A 20084-nucleotide genomic window follows, 5' to 3' on the forward strand; every position below is an offset into this window, starting at 1 on the left:
TCAGCTCGCGTTGCGCGGATGCCGCTTCGCCGCGCGTTCGTTGCCGCGGCGGTAGTTGCCGGTGACCCGCGCCATCAGCAGCTGCGGGTCGCCGGCGTCGACCTCGGCGAGGAAGGCGGCGGCCTTCGCTCCGCGCAGCACGGTCGCCGTCGTGCCGTGGTGGCGGATGACGACGTCGCCTCCGCGCACCACGTACTCGAATCCTGCCGGGGCCGCCATGAGGCGATCGTAGACCGTGAGATCAGACGTTGGCGTAGCCCATGCCCATCGCGGACCTGACCTCGCGCAGGGTGGCGTCGGCGATCGAGCGGGCGCGGGCGTTGCCCCTGCGCAGCACGTCGTCGACGAGACCCGGCTCCTGGGCGAGCTCGGCCCGGCGGGACCGATGCCCGGCGAGGAAGCCGTTGACGGCCTCGGTCGCGAGGGTCTTGAGTCCGGAGGAGCCCGCCGCGCCGACCTCCTCCGCGACGCGCTCCGGGGTCGTGCCGAGGCATGCCGCCGCGGCCTGGAGCAGCCCCGACACTCCGGGGCGTCGCTCGGGGTCGAAGGTGATGAGGCGCTCCGAATCGGTCGGGGTGCGGCGGATCAGGGCAGCCGTCTCGTCCGCCGTCATCGACAGGGAGATCGCGTTCCCGTAGCTCTTCGACATCTTGCGTCCGTCGAGTCCCGGCAGCTCCGGCGTCTCCGTCACGAGCGCTTCGGGTTCGGGGAACACCTCGGCGTAGCGTTCGTTGAACCGTCGGGCGATGAGCCGGGTGATCTCCACGTGGGGGAGGTTGTCCTTCCCCACGGGCACGAGGGTGCCCTTGCAGAAGAGGATGTCGGCGGCCTGGTGCACGGGGTACGTCAGCAGCAGTCCGCTCAGAGCCCTGCCGGATGCCGCGTGCTCGGCCTTCACGGTCGGGTTGCGGTGCAGCTCCGCCTCGCTGACCAGGCTGAGGAACGGCAGCACGAGCTGGTTGAGCTCCGGCACGGCGGAGTGCGTGAAGATCGTCGTGCGCTCGGGGTCGAGCCCCGCGGCCAGGTAGTCGAGGATCGCCGAGCGGACGTTCGCGGCGACGCCGTCCGACGCGTCGCGGTCGGTGATCACCTGATAGTCGGCGAGGATCACGAAGGTCTCGACCCCGAGCTCCTGGAGTCGCACGCGCTCCCTGATCGTGCCGAAGTGATGGCCGAGGTGGAGGGCGCCGGTGGGGCGCTCTCCCGTGAGGATGCGGAAGCCGGACGGGTCGTCGGCGATGCGGCGCTCCAGGGAGGGCATGCGTGCGGCGGTCGCGGTGAAGGAATCCATGTGTGCTCCAGGTCGATGGGTGCACGAACGGACATCCGCGGGTCGCGGGCCGCCGTGCAGCCCGCGAGACATGCGTCAGAGGGCTGCTACCGCAGCCACCAGCTCACCGAGAGGAGAGAACGCATGCATCCATCCTACGTCGGGGGGATCAGTGTGCAGACTGCTCAGCGATTCGAGGGAAGTACCCGCTCGGCTGCGCGCCCTGCGCAGGGAATGCTGCACCGTTTGCCCAGCGGTCGGCATCCGGTCTAGTGTTGCGCGACAGCGGCCGACGCCGGTCGCCTCCGATCTCAGCAAGGATGCTCTGACGATGACCCTCCCCACCCGTCCAGGCCTCGAAGCCGTTCCCGCCTATCGTCAGGGCCGTTCGGCTCCGGCCGGCGCGTCCAAGCTCTCCTCGAACGAGTCTCCGCACCCGCCGCTCGCCTCGGTGGTGGCCGCCGTGCAGGATCGTCTCGGCACGATCAACCGCTATCCCGACATGAGCGCCGTCGCGCTGCGCGACGCCCTCGCGGCCAGGTACGACGTCGACGCCGCGCTCGTCACGGTGGGCGCGGGCTCGGTGGAGCTCGCCGCACAGCTCATCCACGCCGTCGCGGGCGAGGGCGACGAGGTGATGTTCGCGTGGCGATCGTTCGAGGCCTACCCCTCGCTCGTGCGCATCGCCGGGGCCGTCCCCGTGGCCGTGCCCCTGGACGCCGAGCACGCGCACGACCTCGACGCGATGCTCGCCGCGATCACCCCGCGCACCCGTGCGATCTTCGTGTGCAACCCCAACAACCCCACCGGCACCGTCGTGAGCGCGGCGGAGCTGGAGCGCTTCGTCGCCGCGGTGCCGCACGACATCCTCGTCGTGATCGACGAGGCGTACGTGCACTTCGACCGCACCGACAGCTACGGCGCCGGCATCGAGCTGTTCCGACGGCATCCGCACGTCGCGGTGCTGCACACGTTCTCGAAGGCCTACGGGCTGGCCGGTCTCCGCGTCGGCTACGCGATCGCCCCGCGCGAGGTCGCCGACAATCAGCGCAAGGTCGCGGTGCCGTTCGGCGTCACCGACCTCGCGCAGACGGCGGCCAGGGCGTCTCTGGATGCCGAGGACGAGCTCGCCGTGCGCATCGAGGAGGTCGTCGCTCAGCGCGACCGCCTGCAGGCTCTCCTCGTGGATGCCGGGTGGCCGGCCGTCGCCTCTCAGGCGAACTTCGTGTGGGTGCCGGCGGGGGAGCGCACCTCGGAGCTGGAGGCGCTGCTCCACGAGGGCGGCGTGATCGCCCGCGCCTTCCCCGGCGAGGGCGTGCGCATCTCGTCCGGCAGCATCGACGACATCGACCGCGTGGCAGCCACGCTCGTTCGCAAGGAGGCGACCGTATGACCGAGGTGCCCACCACCACGACCACGACCAAGGGCCTGCATCCGGGACTCACCCGTCGGCAGATCTCCATGATGGGGCTCGGCGGCGCGATCGGCGCCGGCCTGTTCGTCGGATCCGGCCAGGCGATCAGCATCGCGGGTCCCGCCGTGCTCGTCTCCTACCTCGTCGCCGGCGGCATCGTCGTCCTCGTGATGGCGATGCTCGCCGAGATGGTCGCCGCCCGCCCCAGCTCCGGGGCGTTCAGCTCCTACGCGCAGAAGGCGATGGGCCGCAGCGCGGGCAGCGCCGTGGGGTGGCTGTACTGGATCCAGCTCGTCGTCGTGATCGCCGCCGAGGCGACGGGCGCCGGCGGCATCATCGCCCAGTGGGTGCCCGGCATCCCGGCCTGGGCCTGGGTGCTGGTCTTCGTCGTCGCCCTCACCGCGGTGAACCTGTTCGGCGTGCGCAACTACGGACGCTTCGAGTTCTGGTTCGCCGCGATCAAGGTCGCCGCGATCATCGCCTTCCTCGTGGTGGGCGTGTGCGCCATCGTCGGGCTGATCCCCGGCGTCCCCGCGACGGGCGTCTCCCACATCGTCGACCACGGCGGCTTCGCTCCGAGCGGCATGACAGGGATCGCCGCCGCGCTGCTCATCGTGGTGTTCGCGTTCGGCGGCACCGAGGTCGTGGCCATCGCCGCGGCGGAGTCCGATGACCCCTCTCGCAACATCCGCCGCATCGTCCGAGAGGTGCTCGTGCGCATCCTCATCTTCTACGTCGGCTCGATCTTCGTGATCGTCGCGGTGCTCCCGTGGAACGACCCGGCGGTGAAGAAGGGGCCGTTCTCCGCGGTGCTCGACACGCTGAACGTGCCCGGCGTGGGGCTCGTGATGGACCTCATCGTCGTCATCGCGCTGCTCTCGGCCATGAACGCGAACATCTACGGCGCCTCGCGCATGGCGTACTCGCTCGGGGAGCGCGGCCTCGCCCCCCTCGTCGCCACCCGCACGAGCGTCAAGGGCGTGCCCTACATCGCCGTGCTCGCCTCGGTGGCGTTCGGCTTCGTGACCGTGGCACTGAACTGGATCTACCCCGACGCCGTGCTGCCCGCGTTGCTCAACGTCGTCGGCTCGACGATCCTGGTCATCTGGACCGCGACGGCCGTGTCGCAGATCATCCTCCGTCGTCGCGCCGACCGCGACGGCGAGGCGATGCCGATGCGGATGTGGGGCTTCCCGTGGCTGTCGTGGGTGTGCCTGGTGCTGCTCGGCGTCGTCATCGCCCTCGCGATGATCGACGGAGGCGCCCGCGTGCAGCTGCTGCTCACGATCGGCCTCACCGCGGTGCTCCTCGTCGTCGCCCGCCTCACGCGCGGCGTCGCACGGCCCGGCGTGGTGCGGGAGTAGCCCGTGCGGATCGACCGTCTCGATGCGGCGCTGATCCGCCTGCTCACCGAGGAGCCGCAGCTGCCGATCCTCGAGTGCGCACGGCGGCTCGGCGTCGCCAGGGGCACCGCGACGAGCAGGCTCGCGCGTCTGCACGAGGGAGGCGTGATCCAGGCGATCGTGCCGCAGCTCGACCCCGCCGGCTTCGGCTACGCGGTCGTGGCGTTCTGCCTGGTGGAGATCGACCAGAAGGTCGGCCACGACGAGGTCGCGGTCGCCCTCGCCGACGCGGTGCCCGAGATCGTCGACATGCACACCGTCACCGGGGCGAGCGACATGCAGCTGCGCCTCGTCGCTCGGGACGCCGCCCAGCTGCAGGAGGTCCTCGACAGGGTGGCGCTGGTGCCGGGGGTGGCGCGCACGGCATCCTCGATCGCGATGCGCACCCACCTGTCCGGCCGCGTGCTCCCGCTCGTCGAGCACGTCGCCGAGGCGGAGAACGGCTAGATTCCCGCGTTCGAGAACTCGCCGGTCAGCGTGCCGTCCAGATGCACGCCGTGCCCGCCGAACATGTCCGCGTCATCGAACTCCAGCGAGAACGAGCCGTCGTCGTGCGCGACGTGGATCGAGATGAGTCGCAAACGGGCGGCGAACTCGTCGCCCGTCAGCCGCGCCTCCTCGGTCTCCGCCCAGCTCTCGTTGTACATCTCCAGGAGCGCCTCGGCGGCGAACCCCGTGGCCGCCGACTGCCACTCCGAGGGTGCGGAGAGGAGCGCGGCGATCGTGCCGCACATCGTCGCCATCCGTGCATCCGTCGACGAGACGATCGACACCTCGGCGTCGTGTCCCATCCACCCCCGCCGCATCGAGTACCACCCCGTGGAGCGGTCCTCGGTCAGCGCGCCGAGATCGGCGGACAGGAAGGTCTTCGGCGTCGTCCGCGCCGCGAGGAACGACTCCAGCGCGGGGACGGACCTGGTGGGAAGAACCTCGACCAGGAGGAAGCGGCGCGGGTCGGCGAACGAGAAGCCTCGCTCCTCGAGCTGGCGTCGCGCATCGGCCTCCTCGGGGGAGAGGTAGCCGTTGGAGCGCCGCACCCGCACGGTCAGGACGCTGTCGCCGGTGAGCCGCCCGCGCAGAGTGGCCAGGCCGTCGTCGTCGACGAGCTGTTCCAGTCGGCAGCTCTCGCTGATGAGGGGAGCGCCGGCGTCGATGTCCCCGTCGATCCAGGCCGCGATCTCGATCGACGCGGCCCACAGCTCGGCCGGTCCGGACGGGTGCTGTGCGCCGTGCTTCGAAGCGGAGACGCCGTTGGGGCCCGTGACGACGGTGATGTCCTCGGTGCTCTGCGCGAATTTCTGATCCTGCAGGGCGAGCTGGTGAGCCGCGTCCATCACACCCAGCCCGGCAGCCAGTTGTGCAGCAGCCAGAAGTCGTAGGGCACGCTCATGCCGGTCCACACCGGGTAGAAGAACGCCGAGACGAGCACCGCGAACGCCAGGAAGATCAGCACGGTGCGCTCACCCGACTGCCGCCGGTGCAGAGGATCCTCACGGCGCCCCGCGATCACGCGCATCGTGACGGCGAGCCCGATCACCATGAACGGCATCATCGCGACCGTGTAGAACTGGAAGATCGTGCGCTCGGGGAACAGCAGCCACGGCACGTAGGTCGCGGCCAGCCCGATCAGCGGGTAGGTGAGCGCGGGGTCGAGCGGCTGCTTCGCGATCCAGCTGCGCACCAGACGGTAGAGCAGGTAGACGGATGCCGCCACCGCCGCGTACCAGATGAGCGGGTTCGGGATGCTGGAGATCACCGCGATGCAGTGGTCGGTGCCGCACCCGCTGGGTTCGGCGCCGACCCACACCGCGGTGGGACGCAGCAGGAGGGGCCACTCCCACGCGGGGCTCGCGTACGGGTGCCCGCTGGTGAGGCCGACATGGAAGTTCAGGATCGCCTGGTGGTAGCGCCAGAGGGAGGCGAAGGGGTTCGGGTCGAGGTCGCGGTTGTAGCCGCCGGAGGTGACGAGCCAGCCCGTCCAGCTCGCGAGGTACACGGCGAACGCCGGGACCACCAGGAGCACGAACGACACGGGGCCCTGCTTGGCGGCGGCGGCGGTCGGCCACAGCACGACTCCCGCCCGGCGCCGGGCGAGGGCATCCGTCACCACGACGTAGAGTCCGAAGGCCGCGAGGACGTACAGCCCCGACCACTTCACGGCGCACGCGGCGCCGAAGGCGAGCCCGGCGGCGACGAGCCACGGGCGTCGCCAGAGCACGGGCCCCCACATCGGATCGGGGGCGTCGTCGTCCCTGCGCTCCAGGACAGGGATCGTGCGCTCCCTGTCGTACAGGATGAACAGGACGCCGAGCATGATGAAGAAGGTGAGGATGCCGTCGAGGAGGGCGATCCTCGAGAGCACGATGCTGAGCCCGTCGATCGCGAGCAGCCCGCTCGCGACCGTCGCCACGACGACCGAGCCGGTGAGCCTGCGCGCGATGAGGTAGGTGAGCAGCACGGTCCCGGTGCCGAGGAGAGCGGTGGCGAGGCGCCAGCCGACGCTGTTGTCGGGTCCGCCGAGAGCCATGCCGAGAGCGATCAGCCACTTGCCCAGAGGCGGGTGGACGATGAACGCGCCCTTCGCGTCGAGCGGGAGCTGCTGCAGCGTGATGAACGCCTCGTTCGCCTTCTCGCCCCACGTCCCCTCGTACCCCAGGGTCCACAGCGACCAGGCGTCCTTGACGTAGTAGGTCTCGTCGAAGGCCAGCTGATGGGGGTGCCCGAGGTTCACCAGTCGCAGCACACCGGCGAGCAGGGTGATGACCAGCGGCGCGAACCAGTGGATCATCCGCCCCCAGTCGGGGCTGCGCAGGATGCTGTCGCGCAGCTGTCCGTAGCGGGTGAGGCGCTCCTCGGGGGCGGGCAGCAGGGGCACGGGCGCGGTCACGGGTACAGCCTAGACAACGCGCATAGGCTGAGCGTGTGATCATCCTCGCCGCCACGCCCATCGGAAATCTCGGCGACGTCTCTCGCCGCCTCATCGAGGTGCTGGAGAACGCCGAGGTCGTGGTCGCGGAGGACACCCGCACGACCGGCCGGCTGCTGCAGGCGCTGCAGATCGCGAACCGCCCGAGGTTGATCGCCCTGCACGACCACAACGAGAAGCAGAAGGCCGGTGAGCTCGCGGCCCTCGCCCTCGAATCGGACGTCGTCGTGGTGAGCGATGCAGGGATGCCGGCCATCAGCGACCCCGGCTACGGTCTCGTCGCCGAGGCCGTCGCCCAGGGGGTCACGGTCACGGCGATCCCCGGCCCGAGCGCGGTGCTCATGGCGCTCGCGATCTCGGGCCTGCCGACCGACCGCTTCACCTTCGAGGGCTTCCTCCCTCGCAAGCCGGGGGAGAGGCGTTCGACGCTCCGCGCGCTCGCCGCAGAGCCGCGCACCATGGTGTTCTTCGAGTCCCCGTCCCGGCTCGCCTCGTCGCTGGCCGACATGGGCGGCGCCTTCGGAGACGACCGGCGGATCGCCGTGTGCCGCGAGCTGACCAAGTTCTACGAGGAGGTGCGCCGCGGCTCGGCATCCGAGCTCGCGGCGTGGGCCGCCGACGGCGTGAAGGGCGAGATCGTGGTCGTCGTCGAGGGCGCACCGCGCCGCGAGGCCTCGCCCGACGACGCGCTGGCGCAGGTGCAGTCGCTCGTGGCGTCGGGCGTCAGGCTGAAGGAGGCCGCTGCCGAGGTCGCCGGACTCACCGGCCTGTCCTCGCGCGATCTGTACCAGGCCGCGCTCGCCGCGAAGAAGCCGTGACGCCCTCCGCGGATGCCGCGGTCGGCGCCGCCTACGACGCGCGCGCGGACGAGTACATCGATGTGGCCGGCACGCTCGCGCAGATGGATCAGCGCGACCGTGACACGATCGCGCAGTGGCGGGACACGTGCTCCGGCCCGCTCCTCGACGCCGGATGCGGTCCGGGGCTGTGGACGGAGTTCCTCGCCCGAGGGGGACGCGAGGTGCGCGGCATCGACCTGTCGGCCGCGTTCATCGCCGCTGCTCGCGCCGCGCACCCGCAGCTGAGGTTCGACGTCGGCTCGTTCCGCGCGCTCCCCGTCGAGGACGGCTCGCTGGGCGGCATCCTCTCCTGGTACTCGCTGATCCACACCGGACCGGACGACGTCCCCGCCGTGCTCGCGGAGTTCGCCCGCGCGCTCGCGCCCGGCGGAGGTCTTCTGCTCGGCTTCTTCGACGGGCCGTCGCGGCAGGGTTTCGACCATCGTGTGGCGCCGGCCTGGTTCTGGACGCCGGCGACCGTGGGCGAGCTGCTCGCGGATGCCGGATTCGAGGTGACACGCACCGAGGTCCGCGGGCGCGACGCGGCGGAGATCAGCGTGCGCCCGCATGCGGCGGTCGCGGCGGTCCGCTCTCCATCGACGCGGTGAGAGCGTACGCTCTCTCCATGACGCGCAGGCGATCGGGGCTTCGGCCGGGGGTGCTCGGCATCGTCGCCGTGCTGCTCGGCGCCGGCCTCGGCGAGCTCGTCGCCGCGTTCTTCGCCGCGTCGGCCAGCCCGTTCGCCGCGGTCGGCGGCGCGCTGATCGACCTCGCCCCGGCCTGGGCGAAGGACACGGCGATCGCCCTGTTCGGCACGGGGGACAAGATCGCCCTGCTCACCGGGATCGCCATCGTCCTCGCGGCCGTCGCCTTCGGTGCGGGGATGCTGGAGCGACGGCGTCGCTCCGTCGGCGCGGCCGTCGTCGCGGCGATCGGCGTCGCCGGTGCGGTCATCGCCGTCATCCGCACCGACCTCGGCCTGCTGGCGGCGCTGCCCTCCCTCGTCGCGGGCGGCGCCGGAGCGATGACGCTGCGCGCGCTCGTGTCTCTCGGCGAGACCGAGCAGGAGAGCGCCCAGGACCAGGACCGGCGGCGGTTCCTCATCTGGACGGGAGCCGCGACGGCCGCGGGCCTCCTGGCCGTCGCGGCGTCGCGCATCGCGACGGGAGCGTCCAGGGCCGTCGAGGCCGTGCGCGCCGCCCTCCGACTGCCCGCGCCCGCGACGTCGGCGCCGGCCGTCCCTGCGACCGCGGAGCTCGGCATCCCCGGCCTGGCGCCGGTCGTCACGCCGAACGCCGACTTCTACCGCATCGACACGGCGCTCGTCGTTCCCCAGGTCGACCCGAAGGACTGGTCGCTGCGGGTGCACGGGATGGTCGATCGGGAGGTCGTGCTCACGTGGGACGAGCTGATCGCCTCGCCGCTCACCGAGGCCGATGTGACGCTCGCGTGCGTCTCCAACACCGTCGGCGGCGATCTCATCGGCAACGCGCGGTGGCTCGGCCTCCCCGTGCGAGAGGTGCTCGCCCGCGCCGGGGTGGATGCGGATGCCGACATGGTCCTGTCCACGTCGATCGACGGCTTCACGGCGTCCACCCCGCTCGAAGCCCTCACCGACGATCGCGATGCGCTGCTCGCGATCGGGATGAACGGCGAGCCGCTGCCGATCCCGCACGGCTTCCCCGTGCGGCTCGTGGTGCCGGGGCTCTACGGCTACGTGTCGGCGACGAAGTGGGTCACCGAGCTCGAGGTCACCCGCTTCGACCGCGCGACGGCGTACTGGACGACCCGGGGGTGGTCGGAGCGCGGGCCCATCAAGCTGCAGTCGCGCATCGACGTGCCGCGCGGTTCGATCGACGCGGGCGACACGGTCATCGCCGGCATGGCCTGGCAGCAGCACGTCGGCGTCCGCGGCGTCGAGGTGCGCATCGACGGAGGACCGTGGCGGCCCGCGACGCTCGCGACGGCCATCTCCGACGACACCTGGGTGCAGTGGAGCCTCCCGTGGGCGGCCGAGAGCGGGCAGCACGACATCGAATGCCGGGCGGTCGGCGCCGACGGCGTCACGCAGACCGACGCGCTCGCGCCCCCTGCTCCGGACGGCGCCACAGGATGGCACCGCATCTCGGTGACGGTGCGCTGACGCGGCGTAACCACCCTCGGCATCCCACCTAGAATTGTCCCCATGCCCGCAGGCGAATCGTTCTACATCACCACACCCATCTACTACCCCTCCGATGTGCCTCACATCGGCCACGGGTACACGTCGGTGGCTGTCGACGCGCTCGCGCGCTGGCACCGCCAGGGCGGTGACGACACCTGGATGCTGACGGGCACCGACGAGCACGGGCAGAAGATGCTCCGCGCCGCGGCGGCGAACAACGTCACGCCGCAGGAGTGGGTCGACAAGCTCGTCACCGAGGCATGGTTCCCGCAGCTGGCGACCCTCGACGTCGCGAACGACGACTTCATCCGCACCACGCAGGCGCGGCACGAGGAGCGCGTCAAGAAGTTCGTGCAGGCCATCTACGACCGCGGGTATATCTACGCGGGCGAGTACGAGGCGCTGTACTGCGTGGGCTGCGAGGAGTTCAAGCCCGAGTCCGAGATCCTCGACGGCACCGGACCGTTCGAGGGGCTGAAGGTCTGCGCGATCCACTCGAAGCCGCTGGAGCTGCTCCAGGAGAAGAACTACTTCTTCAAGCTCAGCGAGTTCCAGGACCGCCTGCTCGAGCTGTACAAGACCGAGCCCGACTTCGTGCGCCCCGAGTCGGCCCGCAACGAGGTTGTCTCGTTCGTGCGCCAGGGCCTCAAGGACCTGTCGATCTCGCGGTCCGCGTTCGACTGGGGCATCGAGGTCCCGTGGGACAGCTCCCACGTCATCTACGTGTGGGTCGACGCGCTGCTCAACTACGCCACCGCCGTCGGCTACGGCGAGGACGAGGAGATGTTCGCCCGTCGCTGGCCCGCGTACCACGTGGTCGGCAAGGACATCCTCCGCTTCCACGCCGTCATCTGGCCCGCGATGCTGATGGCCGCGGGGCTCGACGTGCCCAAGGGCGTGTTCGCGCACGGCTGGCTGCTCGTCGGCGGCGAGAAGATGTCCAAGTCGAAGCTCACCGGCATCGCGCCGACCGAGATCACCGACGTCTTCGGCTCCGACGCGTACCGCTTCTACTTCCTGTCGGCGATCGCGTTCGGGCAGGACGGCTCGTTCTCCTGGGAGGACCTGTCGGCCCGCTACCAGGCCGAGCTCGCCAACGGGTTCGGCAACCTGGCCTCGCGCACCACGGCGATGATCGAGAAGTACTTCGAGGGGATCGTGCCGCCCGCGGCCGAGTACACCGAGAAGGACCTGGATATCCAGCGGATCGTCGCGGATGCCGCGTCGAACGCGGACGCCGCGATCGAGCAGTTCCGCATCGACGAGGCCATCAAGGAGATCTGGACCATCGTCGACGCGCTCAACGGCTACATCACCGAGAACGAGCCGTGGGCGCTGGCCCGCGACGAGGATCAGCGCGCCCGCCTCGGCACCGTGCTGTACACGTGCGCGGAGGGGCTGCGCGCCCTCGCCGTGCTGCTCTCGCCGGTGATGCCGAAGTCGACCGAGAAGCTGTGGATCGCGCTGGGCGCGGCCGAGACGCTCGGACGTCTGCAGGACCAGCCGATCCGCGAGGCCGGAGCCTGGGGTGTGCTGCGCCCCGGCACGAGCGTCAACGGTCTCGCACCGCTGTTCCCGCGGGTGGAGTCGACCGTCTGACCCATGGCTCACACCTACGTGCAGTCCCGGGACGGCGACGGGCGCAAGGATCTGCGGTACCCCGCGGCTCCTGAGCCCCTCGCCGTCCCGGTGTACGACAACCACGCGCACCTGGAGATCCTCGACGGCGACGAGCCGCTCTCGTTGACGGAGCAGCTCGATCGGGCGCAGGCCGTCGGCATCGCTGGTGTCGTGCAGGCCTCGGGTGACATCGAGTCGTCGCGGTGGGCGGTTGAGGCGGCGGCATCCGACCCCCGCGTCCTCGCGGCCGTGGCGATCCACCCCAACGACGCCCCGGTGTACGCGGAGCAGGGGCGCCTCGACGAGGCGATCGCGGTGATCGACGAGCTCGCGGCGCACCCCCGCACGCGTGCGATCGGCGAGACGGGGCTCGACTTCTTCCGCACGGAGCCCGACCGCAGGGATGCGCAGTTCGAGTCGTTCGAGGCGCACATCGCGCTCGCGAAGAAGCACGGCATCGCGATGCAGATCCACGATCGCGACGCGCACGACGCCGTGCTGGAGACGCTGACGAGGGTCGGCGCCCCCGAGCGCACGGTCTTCCACTGCTTCTCCGGCGACGACGTCATGGCGAGGACGTGCGCGGATGCCGGCTACCACCTGTCGTTCGCCGGCAACGTGACCTTCAAGAACGCGCAGAACCTCCGCGATGCGCTCAAGGTCACCCCGATCGAGCGCATCCTCGTCGAGACGGACGCGCCGTTCCTCACCCCGACTCCGCTGCGCGGGCGCCCGAACGCGCCCTACCTCGTGCCGATCACGGTGCGCTTCATGGCCGCCGAGCTCGAGGTCGACGTCGACGAGCTGTGCGCGCAGCTGGCCGCCAACACGCTCCGCGTCTACGGCGCTTTCGCCTGAACGATGGCGGAGATCGGCCGCCACACGAACAGCAGCGTGAGGGCCGCTCCGGCGAAGGCGAACCACCACGGCGCGGTGAGACCCCACACCTCGGCGATCACTCCGCCGAGCGCCTGGCCGATGACCATGCCGCCGAACACCCCGACCATGTTGACCGAGGCCACCCGGCCCTGCAGGGCCGCGGGGACGAGCCGCTGCCGGACGGTCGTCGAGATCGTGCCCCACACGAACGCGTACGCGCCGAAGACGAACATGATGATCAGGGCGACCCAGCCCGCGGTGGTGAGGGCGAACGCGAGGTGCATGACCACCTCGAGCGACAGCACCACGCGCATGAGCGTCGCGAACGACACGTGGCGCTCCAGCCAGCCGAAGCTCACTGTGGCGAGCAGACCGCCGGCCGCCGACGCCGTCGTGAGGGCGCCGTAGCCCACGGGCCCCATGTGCAGGTGCTCGGTCGCGTAGAGCACCAGCACGCCCCACGGGGCGGCCCACGTGACGTTGAAGAGCAGGATGATCAGCACGAGCATCCGCACCGGGGGATTGCGCCACAGCCAGCGCACGCCCTCCGCGATGTCGGTGTGCACGGGGGCGTGGGTCTCGCGCGGCGGCACCGGCGTCTTCGCCATGCGGGAGATGAGCACGACGGCGAACCCCACGCACACGACTTCCAGCAGGAACGGCCACGCCGTGCCCGCCGCGAAGAGGAACGCGCCGAGGGGAGGACCGGCGAACTGGTTCGCCACGAGGTATCCGGCCTGCAGCCTCGCGTTGCCGATCCCGAGATCGGCCGGCTGCACCAGCATGGGCAGCAGCGTGCTGCCCGCGGTGTCGACGAACACCTCGGCCGTGCCGTACAGGAACGCCACCGCGAGCACGACCCAGATGTTCGCGGTGCCGGTCACGAGGAAGACGCACAGGGCGAGCAGCACGACGGCTCTCGCCGTGTTGGCCATCATCACCAGGCGGCGGCGGTCGAAGCGGTCGGCGATGGCCCCCGCGTGCAGGCCGAAGACCAGCCACGGCAGGAACTGCAGGATGGCGCCGGCGGCGACGAGGATCGGCGAGGACGTCATCGACGCGATCAGCAGGGGAGCGGCGGCGAGAGCCACCCCGTCTCCGACGTTGCTCGTCCACGACGACGCCAGCAGCCACCGGAAGTCCCGACCCATGCGGCGGGGCGCGATCAGTTCACCGATGGAGGGCATCCCAGAAGACTACTGAGGGTAGGGGACAATGGGAGGATGACCGTCACCCTCCTCGGCGCCACCGAGATCCGCAGTCTTGCCGCCGAGCTCGACGTCACCCCCACCAAGAAGCTCGGACAGAACTTCGTCGTCGACGCCAACACCGTGCGCAAGATCGTGCACGCGGCTCGCGTGCAGCCGGGGGAGCGCGTCGTGGAGGTCGGTCCCGGCCTCGGGTCGCTGACCCTCGCGATCCTCGAGACAGGGGCATCCGTCACCGCCGTCGAGATCGATCACCGTCTCGCCGCCCGTCTCGCGCAGACGGCCGTCGAGCACGGGGTCGACCCCGAGCGGCTGACGGTGGTGGACGCGGATGCGCTGCGCATCACCGAGCTGCCCGGCGAGCCGACGGTGCTGGTCGCGAACCTGCCCTACAACGTCTCGGTCCCCGTGCTGCTGCACTTCCTGGAGAACTTCGACTATCTGCAGCGCGGGGTGGTCATGGTCCAGGCCGAGGTCGCCGAGCGGATCGCGGCGAAGCCGGGGTCCAAGATCTACGGCGCCCCCAGTGTGAAGGCGGCCTGGTACGGCGAGTGGAAGCTCGCGGGCACCGTGTCGCGCCAGGTCTTCTGGCCCGTGCCGAACGTCGACAGCCTCCTGGTCGGGTTCGACCGCGCCGAGGGCGAGCGCGGCCCGATCGAGGAGAGACGGCGCACCTTCGAGATCGTGGACGCGGCCTTCAACCAGCGTCGCAAGATGCTCCGCCAGGCGCTGTCCGGGCTCTTCGGCAGCTCCGCCGCGGCATCCGCCGTGCTCGTCTCCGCCGGCGTCGCCCCGACGGCGCGCGGCGAGGATCTTACGGTCGATGACTATCAGCGCATCGCTCAGCACGCCCTGTCCGCCGCGGAGGACTAATCTGGCACGGTGACAGAGTCTCCGCGCTTCCGACCCGACGTCCCCGAACTGCATCGCCCGTATGCGGCCGACGAGAGCCGCTACCAGCGGTTCGGCTACCGCCAGGTCGGCAGCTCCGGCCTGTACCTCCCGCCCATCTCGCTCGGCCTGTGGTGGAACTTCGGCGACAACATCCCGCTCGACAACCAGCGCGCGCTGCTGCGTCACGCGTTCGACAACGGCATCACGCACTTCGACCTCGCGAACAACTACGGCCCGCCCTACGGATCCGCGGAGAAGAACTTCGGCCGCATCTTCGCCGAGGACTTCCGTCCGTACCGCGATGAGCTCATCATCTCGTCGAAGGCGGGATGGGACATGTGGCCCGGCCCCTACGGCGACTTCGCGAGCCGCAAGTACATCCTCGCGAGCGCCGAGCAGTCGCTGACCCGGATGGGGCTCGACTACGTCGACATCTTCTACTCGCACCGGGTCGACCCCGTGACGCCCATCGCCGAGACCGTCGGCGCGCTGGACACGCTCGTCCGTCAGGGCAAGGCGCTCTACGTCGGCATCTCCTCGTACAGCGCGGAGCGCACGGCGGAGGCCGTCGAGGTGGCGAGGGAGCTCGGCACCCCGCTGGTCATCCACCAGCCGGCCTACTCGATCCTGAATCGCTGGGTCGAGGACGGCCTGACCGACACCCTCCGGGAGAGCGGGCTCGGCGCGATCGCCTTCACCCCGCTCGCGCAGGGGCTGCTCACCGACAAGTACCTCGGCGACGGCACGGCGACCCGGGCGCAGAAGCGCGGATCGCTGCCGGACGCCCCTCTCACCGAGGAGGCCGTGCAGACGCTCCGCGCGCTGAACGAGGTCGCGCGCGAGCGCGGCCAGTCGCTGGCCCAGCTCGCGCTGCAGTGGACGCTGCGCGACCCGGTGGTGGCCTCGGCGCTCATCGGCGCCTCCCGTCCGGAGCAGCTCGACGAGAACATCGCCGCGGTGAACGGTCCGGAGCTGACCGTCGAGGAGCTCGCGCGCATCGATGAGCTGGCCGGCGCGATCGACGTGAACCTGTGGGCGAAGTCCTCGGAGCTCTGAGCGGGTCATGAGCATGGCATCGTCGTCGCCCCGCGTGCACGTGCGCGCACCGGGGAAGATCAACGTGTACCTCGGCGTCGGCGGACGGCATGACGACGGCTATCACGCGCTGGCGACGGTGTTCCAGGCGGTCTCCCTCTACGAGGACGTGATCGCGAGGCACGCGGATGACTTCTCCCTCGTCGTGCGCGGAGTGGAGGACCCGGATACGGTGCCCCTCGACGACCGCAACCTCGCGATGAGGGCGGCGAAGCTGCTCGCGGCCGCCGCCGGCTACGAGGGGGGCGTCGCTCTGGAGATCCGCAAGAGCGTCCCCGTCGCGGGCGGGATGGGCGGCGGCTCGGCGGACGCGGCGGCGGCGCTCGTCGCGTGCGATGCGCTGTGGGGCACGGGCTTCTCGCAGGCGCGCCTGCACGAGCTCGCGGCGCGGCTCGGCGCCGATGTGCCGTTCGCGCTGCACGGCGGCACGGCCGTCGGCACGGGGCGCGGCGATCAACTGAATCCGGCGCTCGCGCGCGGACGCTTCGACTGGGTGCTCGTGACCAGCGAGGAGGGGCTGTCGACGCCGGTCGTGTACGGACGTCTGGACGCCCTCCGCGATGAGGAGGGCGCGCTCGCCGACGATCCTCCGCTGTCCCTCGACGTCCCTGTCGCGGTGCTGCAGGCGCTGAGGTCCGGCGACCCCGAGGCGCTCGCGGAGTGCCTCTTCAACGATCTGGAGGCGGCGGCGCTCGACGTGCGCCCCGATCTGGAGCAGACGATCCTTGACGGCATCCGCGCAGGGGCGCTGCGGGGGATCGTGTCGGGCTCCGGCCCGACCATCGCGCTGCTGTGCGCCGATCCGGAGGGCGCGCAGCACGTCCAGGCCGCGCTGCGCGAGGCCGGAGTGGATGCGCTGCACGTGCACGGCCCTGTGCCCGGCGCCCGCATCATGGGCTGAGCCCGACCGCCGAGCCACGCCGGAGCGGGATTATCCCCGGCTCTGCGGCCCACACCTGCGACGGCCCCGAGGGTACGGTGAGGAGAGGACGTCCTTCGGCGGTCAGGTGCCGTCATGACGGCGTTCCGGACGGGAGCCATGATGTCTGAAGCGATCATCGTCGGAGCGGTGGAGTCATCGGCGGGAGCCCATGCGATCGCCTGGGCCGCCCAGCGTGCAGCGGACCGGGAGCAGCGCATCGTGCTGTACGGGATCGTCGGAGGCGCGGCAGGCGCCGTCGGCGCGTCGTCCGTGATCTCCGACGCTCTGCAGGAGACGGAGGAGTTCCTCCAGGGGCAGGCGGAGACGCTGCGCGCCCGCGGGCTGTCGGTCGAGACGCGGACGGATGCCGGAGACCCGGTCGCGCTCCTCATCGAGGCGTCGAGGTCGTCCGCTCTGCTCGTCATCGGCAGCGATTATCGCGGTCCAGGGACGGGTCCTGCGCGCGGGGTGCACGGCATCCGCATCGCCGCGGGCGCCCACTGCCCTGTCGTCGTCGTGCCGGACCACGACCTCGACGCCACGGGACGGACCGGTGTCGTCGTCGGCGTCGACGGATCGCCCGTGTCGGAGGCCGCCGTCCGCTTCGCGGCGAGTGAGGCCGACCGGCTGGGCGAGCCGCTCATCGCGGTCACGACCTGGACTCCCCTCCCCGCGCCCCGGCACAGCGGCGCCTACCCCCACGGCTATCTGGAGTCGATGAACGCGATGGCCGAGGAGACGCTCGCCCTCGCTCTCGCCGGTCTCCGCCAGGACTATCCCGACCTTCGGATCGACGCCAGGACGCAGCGCGGATATCCGTCGGAGGTGATCAACGGCATCGCGGCGACGTCCCGGCTGGCCGTTCTCGGTTCGCACGGCCGGGGGGCGATCGCGAGGTTCCTGCTCGGCTCGATCAGCCATGAGGTGCTCGCGAGGCTCGCGACCGCGACCGCGATCGTCCGGTGACCGGGCTCTCCGCCGAAGCCGGACGTTCATCGGCGGTTCATCCGGACCCGTGATCGGTAGACGCCGGAGTCTCCTAGCGTGGCGGTACGCAAACCACCACAGGGAGTGATCATGGGACTGTTCAACCGCAAGTCGCCGCAGGACCGCCAGGAGGAGGCCATGCAGATGGCCGACGACATCGCGGCCGGGCGGGGGTTCATGGGCAAGATGACGAAGGCCTTCATGGGCAGCGAGTTCACCGACGCGATGAAGCAGGCGACGTCGTCGATCCATCAGGCGGAGCACGTGGCGGCCCTGCGGGCGGCCGGCGTGCCGACGCAGGAGGCGACCGTGCTCGGGATGCAGGACACCGGGCAGACGATCAACGACAATCCGAGCATCGTGCTGACGCTCCAGGTGGGGGCGCAGGCGGTGGCGATCCAGGCGCTGGTGTCGCGACTGGAGATCCCGCGGGTGGGGGAGCAGGTGCTGGTGCTCGCGGACCCGCAGTCCGGGGGGCTGCTGTATGCGGGTCTCGCTCCCCGCGGCTGATCGGGCGCGTATCGCGCCCTCTCGGGTTTCGGGTCCCCGGGAGGGCGCGAGCCTCCTTGCGGAGTGCGTCAGTCACGCTGCGTCCCCAGAACCCAGCAGACAGCCCCAGCTGCTCTTCGAGACTAACCCGATATTCCGATGTCCCCCAAATGGGGGACACGCTTTCGACCTGGGAGATCGCTGGGAGAAATATCGGACTATCGCGGGGAGCCTGCGCTCGCGTCGGCGGCGAGCAGCCGCAGCTGCACCATCGCGGAGAACCGCGCATCGGGGTCGGAGAGATCGAGACCGCTGATCTCCGACAGCCGACGAAGCCGGTAGCGGAAGGTGTTCGGGTGCGTGTAGACGCGCGCGGCGGCGACGCTCACATCGCCGAAGGCGTCGAGCCAGGCCCGAAGCGTCTCGACGAGACGCGTGCCGCGCTCTCTGTCCTGCTCGATCAGGAGAGCGACCGGACCGGTCGGGCGCTCCCCACGTGCGCGCACGAGGTCGCCGAGCTCGACGAGCAGGGCCTCCATCTGCACCGCCGAGAAGAGCGCGACCGGCTCGCGCTGCGGTGACTGCCGCAGCACCCGCAGTGCGCGGTCGGCGTTCGCCCGCGATGAGGGGATGCCGGTGCTGTCGTCTGCGACGGTTCCGACGCCGACCCGGATCTCGCTGGTGGCCCCCAGGCGCCCGAGGAAGTCGGCGGCGACCCTGGCGGCCCGGATGTCGGCGTCGCTGTGTCCAGGGCGTATGCCGACGACGGCATAGACGACGTTGCCGATCAGGGCGACCGCGGACCGGAGGTAGACCGCGCCCAGGTGCACCGCGAACGCGTCGGCGATGCGGTGGCGCTCGGCGATGCTGCGGGCGTCCGCCGAGGCATCCGCGCCGAGCTGATCCGATGCCGACAGGGCCAGCACGACGCAGCTGTGGTCGTTCAACCGCAGCCGGGCGGTCGCGTCCGAGGCGCCGGGACCGCCCTCCAGGATGGTCGCGAGCAGGTCCGCCCGCAGGCGGCGTTCGACATCGGCGCCGGCCCGCAGACGCAGCATGTGCAGGGCGACGAGACCGGCGGAGTCCTTCAGCGCCTGCACGCGATCGAACGACAGCGGCTCCTGTACGGCGGCCCAGATCGACCCGAGGATCTCGTCGCCCGCGCGCACCGCGAGGGCGACCCGCGGATACGAGGGGAGTCCCTCGGTGTTCTCGACCGGGCCGACGTCGATGGGGTCCTCGCTGCGGTAGAGCTCCTGGAAGACGCCGCGCTCCTCGAGCTGACGCGCGAATCGCTCCGGCACCTGCCGCCCGAGCACGGTCTCGATGCGGGCCGGGTCCGCCTCGTCCTGTCGCCCGGAGAACGCGACGACGCGGGAGTTGCGGTCTTCGATCGTGACGGGGGCGTTCAGCAGCGTCGCGATCGCGTTGGCGAGCGCGAAGAGGTCGCCCGACGGCATCCCTCCGAGCGTCTGGGCCCCCTGGTCTCCGACGTCGCCCTCCGCGATGAGGGAGCGCAGCATGGCGGTCAGCTGCGCCCACGACGCGCCTCGCGTGAGCGCCAGCACGGGGATCCCGGTCTCCTCCGACGCGGCGGTGACCGAGGGCTCGGCCCTGACCGGGGCGCGCAGCACGAGCGCGGAAGCCTGCTGGGAGCCCAGGGCCCTGAGCAGCTCGGCGATCTCCTCCGGATCGCTCAGCCCGACGCCGAGGACGAGGGCGCCGCGCATCGGCATCGCGTCGTCGAGCACGTCGTGGATGATGACCGTCTCGATCTCGACGTCGCGGTCGGCCGCGCCGCTCACCACCTCGAGCAGGGTGTTGCCGAGATCTTCGATCACACGGCCGAGGCTGGCGCGGGGTCGTGTCGTCACTGACATGAGCACGGACCCCACAGTAGGTGGCGTGCGGGGAGGGGGGACCTGTGGGGCACGACGAAAGAATACCGATGTTTCGTCGTGCCCCACAGGTCCG

The 20084-nt window shown here is 70.9% G+C and carries 19 protein-coding genes; 13 read left to right on the plus strand and 6 right to left on the minus strand.

The features are described 5' to 3' along the window. Positions 1–219 (minus strand): hypothetical protein, encoded by a 219-nt coding sequence (locus tag MRBLWH10_RS03420; RefSeq protein ID WP_341941634.1) that lies wholly within the window; start codon positions 217–219, stop codon positions 1–3. A gap of 22 nt (positions 220–241) precedes the next feature. After that, the gene (trpS, locus tag MRBLWH10_RS03425; protein WP_341941635.1) at positions 242–1291 is read right to left on the minus strand and encodes a tryptophan--tRNA ligase; all 1050 of its coding nucleotides are present in this window, start codon (positions 1289–1291) and stop codon (positions 242–244) included. A 310-nt stretch (positions 1292–1601) separates the two neighbouring features. Between trpS and MRBLWH10_RS03430 the strand changes: the two genes are divergently transcribed. The 3 genes from MRBLWH10_RS03430 to MRBLWH10_RS03440 are packed head-to-tail and all read left to right on the plus strand — an operon-like array spanning position 1602 to position 4534. Then, complete coding sequence (locus tag MRBLWH10_RS03430) at positions 1602–2663, plus strand: histidinol-phosphate transaminase (protein ID WP_341941636.1); 1062 nt, start codon at positions 1602–1604, stop codon at positions 2661–2663. Next, positions 2660–4048 carry an amino acid permease gene (locus tag MRBLWH10_RS03435; RefSeq protein ID WP_341941637.1) on the plus strand — a complete coding sequence of 463 codons (1389 nt, stop codon included), beginning with the start codon at positions 2660–2662 and terminating at the stop codon, positions 4046–4048. The genes MRBLWH10_RS03430 and MRBLWH10_RS03435 overlap by 4 nt, the downstream gene beginning before the upstream one ends. 3 nt (positions 4049–4051) lie before the next feature. Beyond that, on the plus strand, positions 4052–4534 hold the full coding sequence (locus MRBLWH10_RS03440) for an Lrp/AsnC family transcriptional regulator (RefSeq protein ID WP_105672295.1): 483 nt from the start codon (positions 4052–4054) through the stop codon (positions 4532–4534). On the opposite strand, the gene MRBLWH10_RS03445 is transcribed toward MRBLWH10_RS03440, so the two are convergent. Together MRBLWH10_RS03445 and MRBLWH10_RS03450 are read right to left on the minus strand one after the other, a co-directional pair. Next, complete coding sequence (locus MRBLWH10_RS03445; RefSeq protein WP_341941638.1) at positions 4531–5421, minus strand: DUF2262 domain-containing protein; 891 nt, start codon at positions 5419–5421, stop codon at positions 4531–4533. The genes MRBLWH10_RS03440 and MRBLWH10_RS03445 overlap by 4 nt on opposite strands. After that, positions 5421–6974 carry a phospholipid carrier-dependent glycosyltransferase gene (locus MRBLWH10_RS03450; RefSeq protein ID WP_341941639.1) on the minus strand — a complete coding sequence of 518 codons (1554 nt, stop codon included), beginning with the start codon at positions 6972–6974 and terminating at the stop codon, positions 5421–5423. Before MRBLWH10_RS03450 ends, MRBLWH10_RS03445 begins: the two co-directional genes overlap by 1 nt. Before the next feature lie 35 nt (positions 6975–7009). On the opposite strand from MRBLWH10_RS03450, the gene rsmI reads away from it, so the two are divergent. From rsmI to MRBLWH10_RS03475, 5 genes are read left to right on the plus strand one after another with little or no spacing between them, the layout of a single operon-like run. Then, positions 7010–7831, plus strand: coding sequence for a 16S rRNA (cytidine(1402)-2'-O)-methyltransferase (rsmI, locus tag MRBLWH10_RS03455; RefSeq protein WP_341941640.1), 822 nt, complete (start codon positions 7010–7012; stop codon positions 7829–7831). Then, positions 7828–8460 (plus strand): methyltransferase domain-containing protein, encoded by a 633-nt coding sequence (locus MRBLWH10_RS03460; RefSeq protein WP_341941641.1) that lies wholly within the window; start codon positions 7828–7830, stop codon positions 8458–8460. Before rsmI ends, MRBLWH10_RS03460 begins: the two co-directional genes overlap by 4 nt. A gap of 17 nt (positions 8461–8477) precedes the next feature. Beyond that, a complete protein-coding gene (locus MRBLWH10_RS03465; RefSeq protein WP_341941642.1) occupies positions 8478–9995 on the plus strand; it encodes a molybdopterin-dependent oxidoreductase in 1518 nt (505 codons plus the stop codon). Between the two features lie 42 nt (positions 9996–10037). Then, the gene (gene metG / locus MRBLWH10_RS03470) at positions 10038–11615 is read left to right on the plus strand and encodes a methionine--tRNA ligase (RefSeq protein ID WP_341941643.1); all 1578 of its coding nucleotides are present in this window, start codon (positions 10038–10040) and stop codon (positions 11613–11615) included. A 3-nt stretch (positions 11616–11618) separates the two neighbouring features. Continuing rightward, the gene (locus MRBLWH10_RS03475; RefSeq protein ID WP_105672288.1) at positions 11619–12494 is read left to right on the plus strand and encodes a TatD family hydrolase; all 876 of its coding nucleotides are present in this window, start codon (positions 11619–11621) and stop codon (positions 12492–12494) included. Here MRBLWH10_RS03475 and MRBLWH10_RS03480 read toward each other — a convergent pair. Then, positions 12476–13702 (minus strand): MFS transporter, encoded by a 1227-nt coding sequence (locus tag MRBLWH10_RS03480; RefSeq protein WP_341941644.1) that lies wholly within the window; start codon positions 13700–13702, stop codon positions 12476–12478. The genes MRBLWH10_RS03475 and MRBLWH10_RS03480 overlap by 19 nt on opposite strands. A gap of 36 nt (positions 13703–13738) precedes the next feature. Between MRBLWH10_RS03480 and rsmA the strand changes: the two genes are divergently transcribed. The 5 genes from rsmA (at position 13739) to MRBLWH10_RS03505 (ending at position 18131) form a co-directional block, all read left to right on the plus strand. Then, entirely contained in the window at positions 13739–14596 is an 858-nt protein-coding gene (rsmA, locus tag MRBLWH10_RS03485) for a 16S rRNA (adenine(1518)-N(6)/adenine(1519)-N(6))-dimethyltransferase RsmA (protein ID WP_105672286.1), read from the plus strand. A 9-nt stretch (positions 14597–14605) separates the two neighbouring features. Next, complete coding sequence (gene mgrA / locus MRBLWH10_RS03490; RefSeq protein WP_105672285.1) at positions 14606–15673, plus strand: L-glyceraldehyde 3-phosphate reductase; 1068 nt, start codon at positions 14606–14608, stop codon at positions 15671–15673. 7 nt (positions 15674–15680) lie between these two features. Beyond that, positions 15681–16613, plus strand: a complete 933-nt coding sequence (locus tag MRBLWH10_RS03495) for a 4-(cytidine 5'-diphospho)-2-C-methyl-D-erythritol kinase (RefSeq protein WP_341941645.1) — start codon at positions 15681–15683, stop codon at positions 16611–16613. A 141-nt stretch (positions 16614–16754) separates the two neighbouring features. Then, the gene (locus MRBLWH10_RS03500) at positions 16755–17600 is read left to right on the plus strand and encodes a universal stress protein (protein WP_341941646.1); all 846 of its coding nucleotides are present in this window, start codon (positions 16755–16757) and stop codon (positions 17598–17600) included. A 111-nt stretch (positions 17601–17711) separates the two neighbouring features. Next, positions 17712–18131, plus strand: a complete 420-nt coding sequence (locus MRBLWH10_RS03505; RefSeq protein WP_105672283.1) for a hypothetical protein — start codon at positions 17712–17714, stop codon at positions 18129–18131. Between the two features lie 197 nt (positions 18132–18328). Here MRBLWH10_RS03505 and MRBLWH10_RS03510 read toward each other — a convergent pair whose 3' ends face one another. Further along, positions 18329–19951, minus strand: coding sequence for a helix-turn-helix domain-containing protein (locus tag MRBLWH10_RS03510; RefSeq protein WP_341941647.1), 1623 nt, complete (start codon positions 19949–19951; stop codon positions 18329–18331). Positions 19952–20084 lie beyond the last annotated feature (133 nt).

Source organism: Microbacterium sp. LWH10-1.2 (genome assembly GCF_038397765.1).
GTDB lineage: Bacteria > Actinomycetota > Actinomycetes > Actinomycetales > Microbacteriaceae > Microbacterium > Microbacterium natoriense.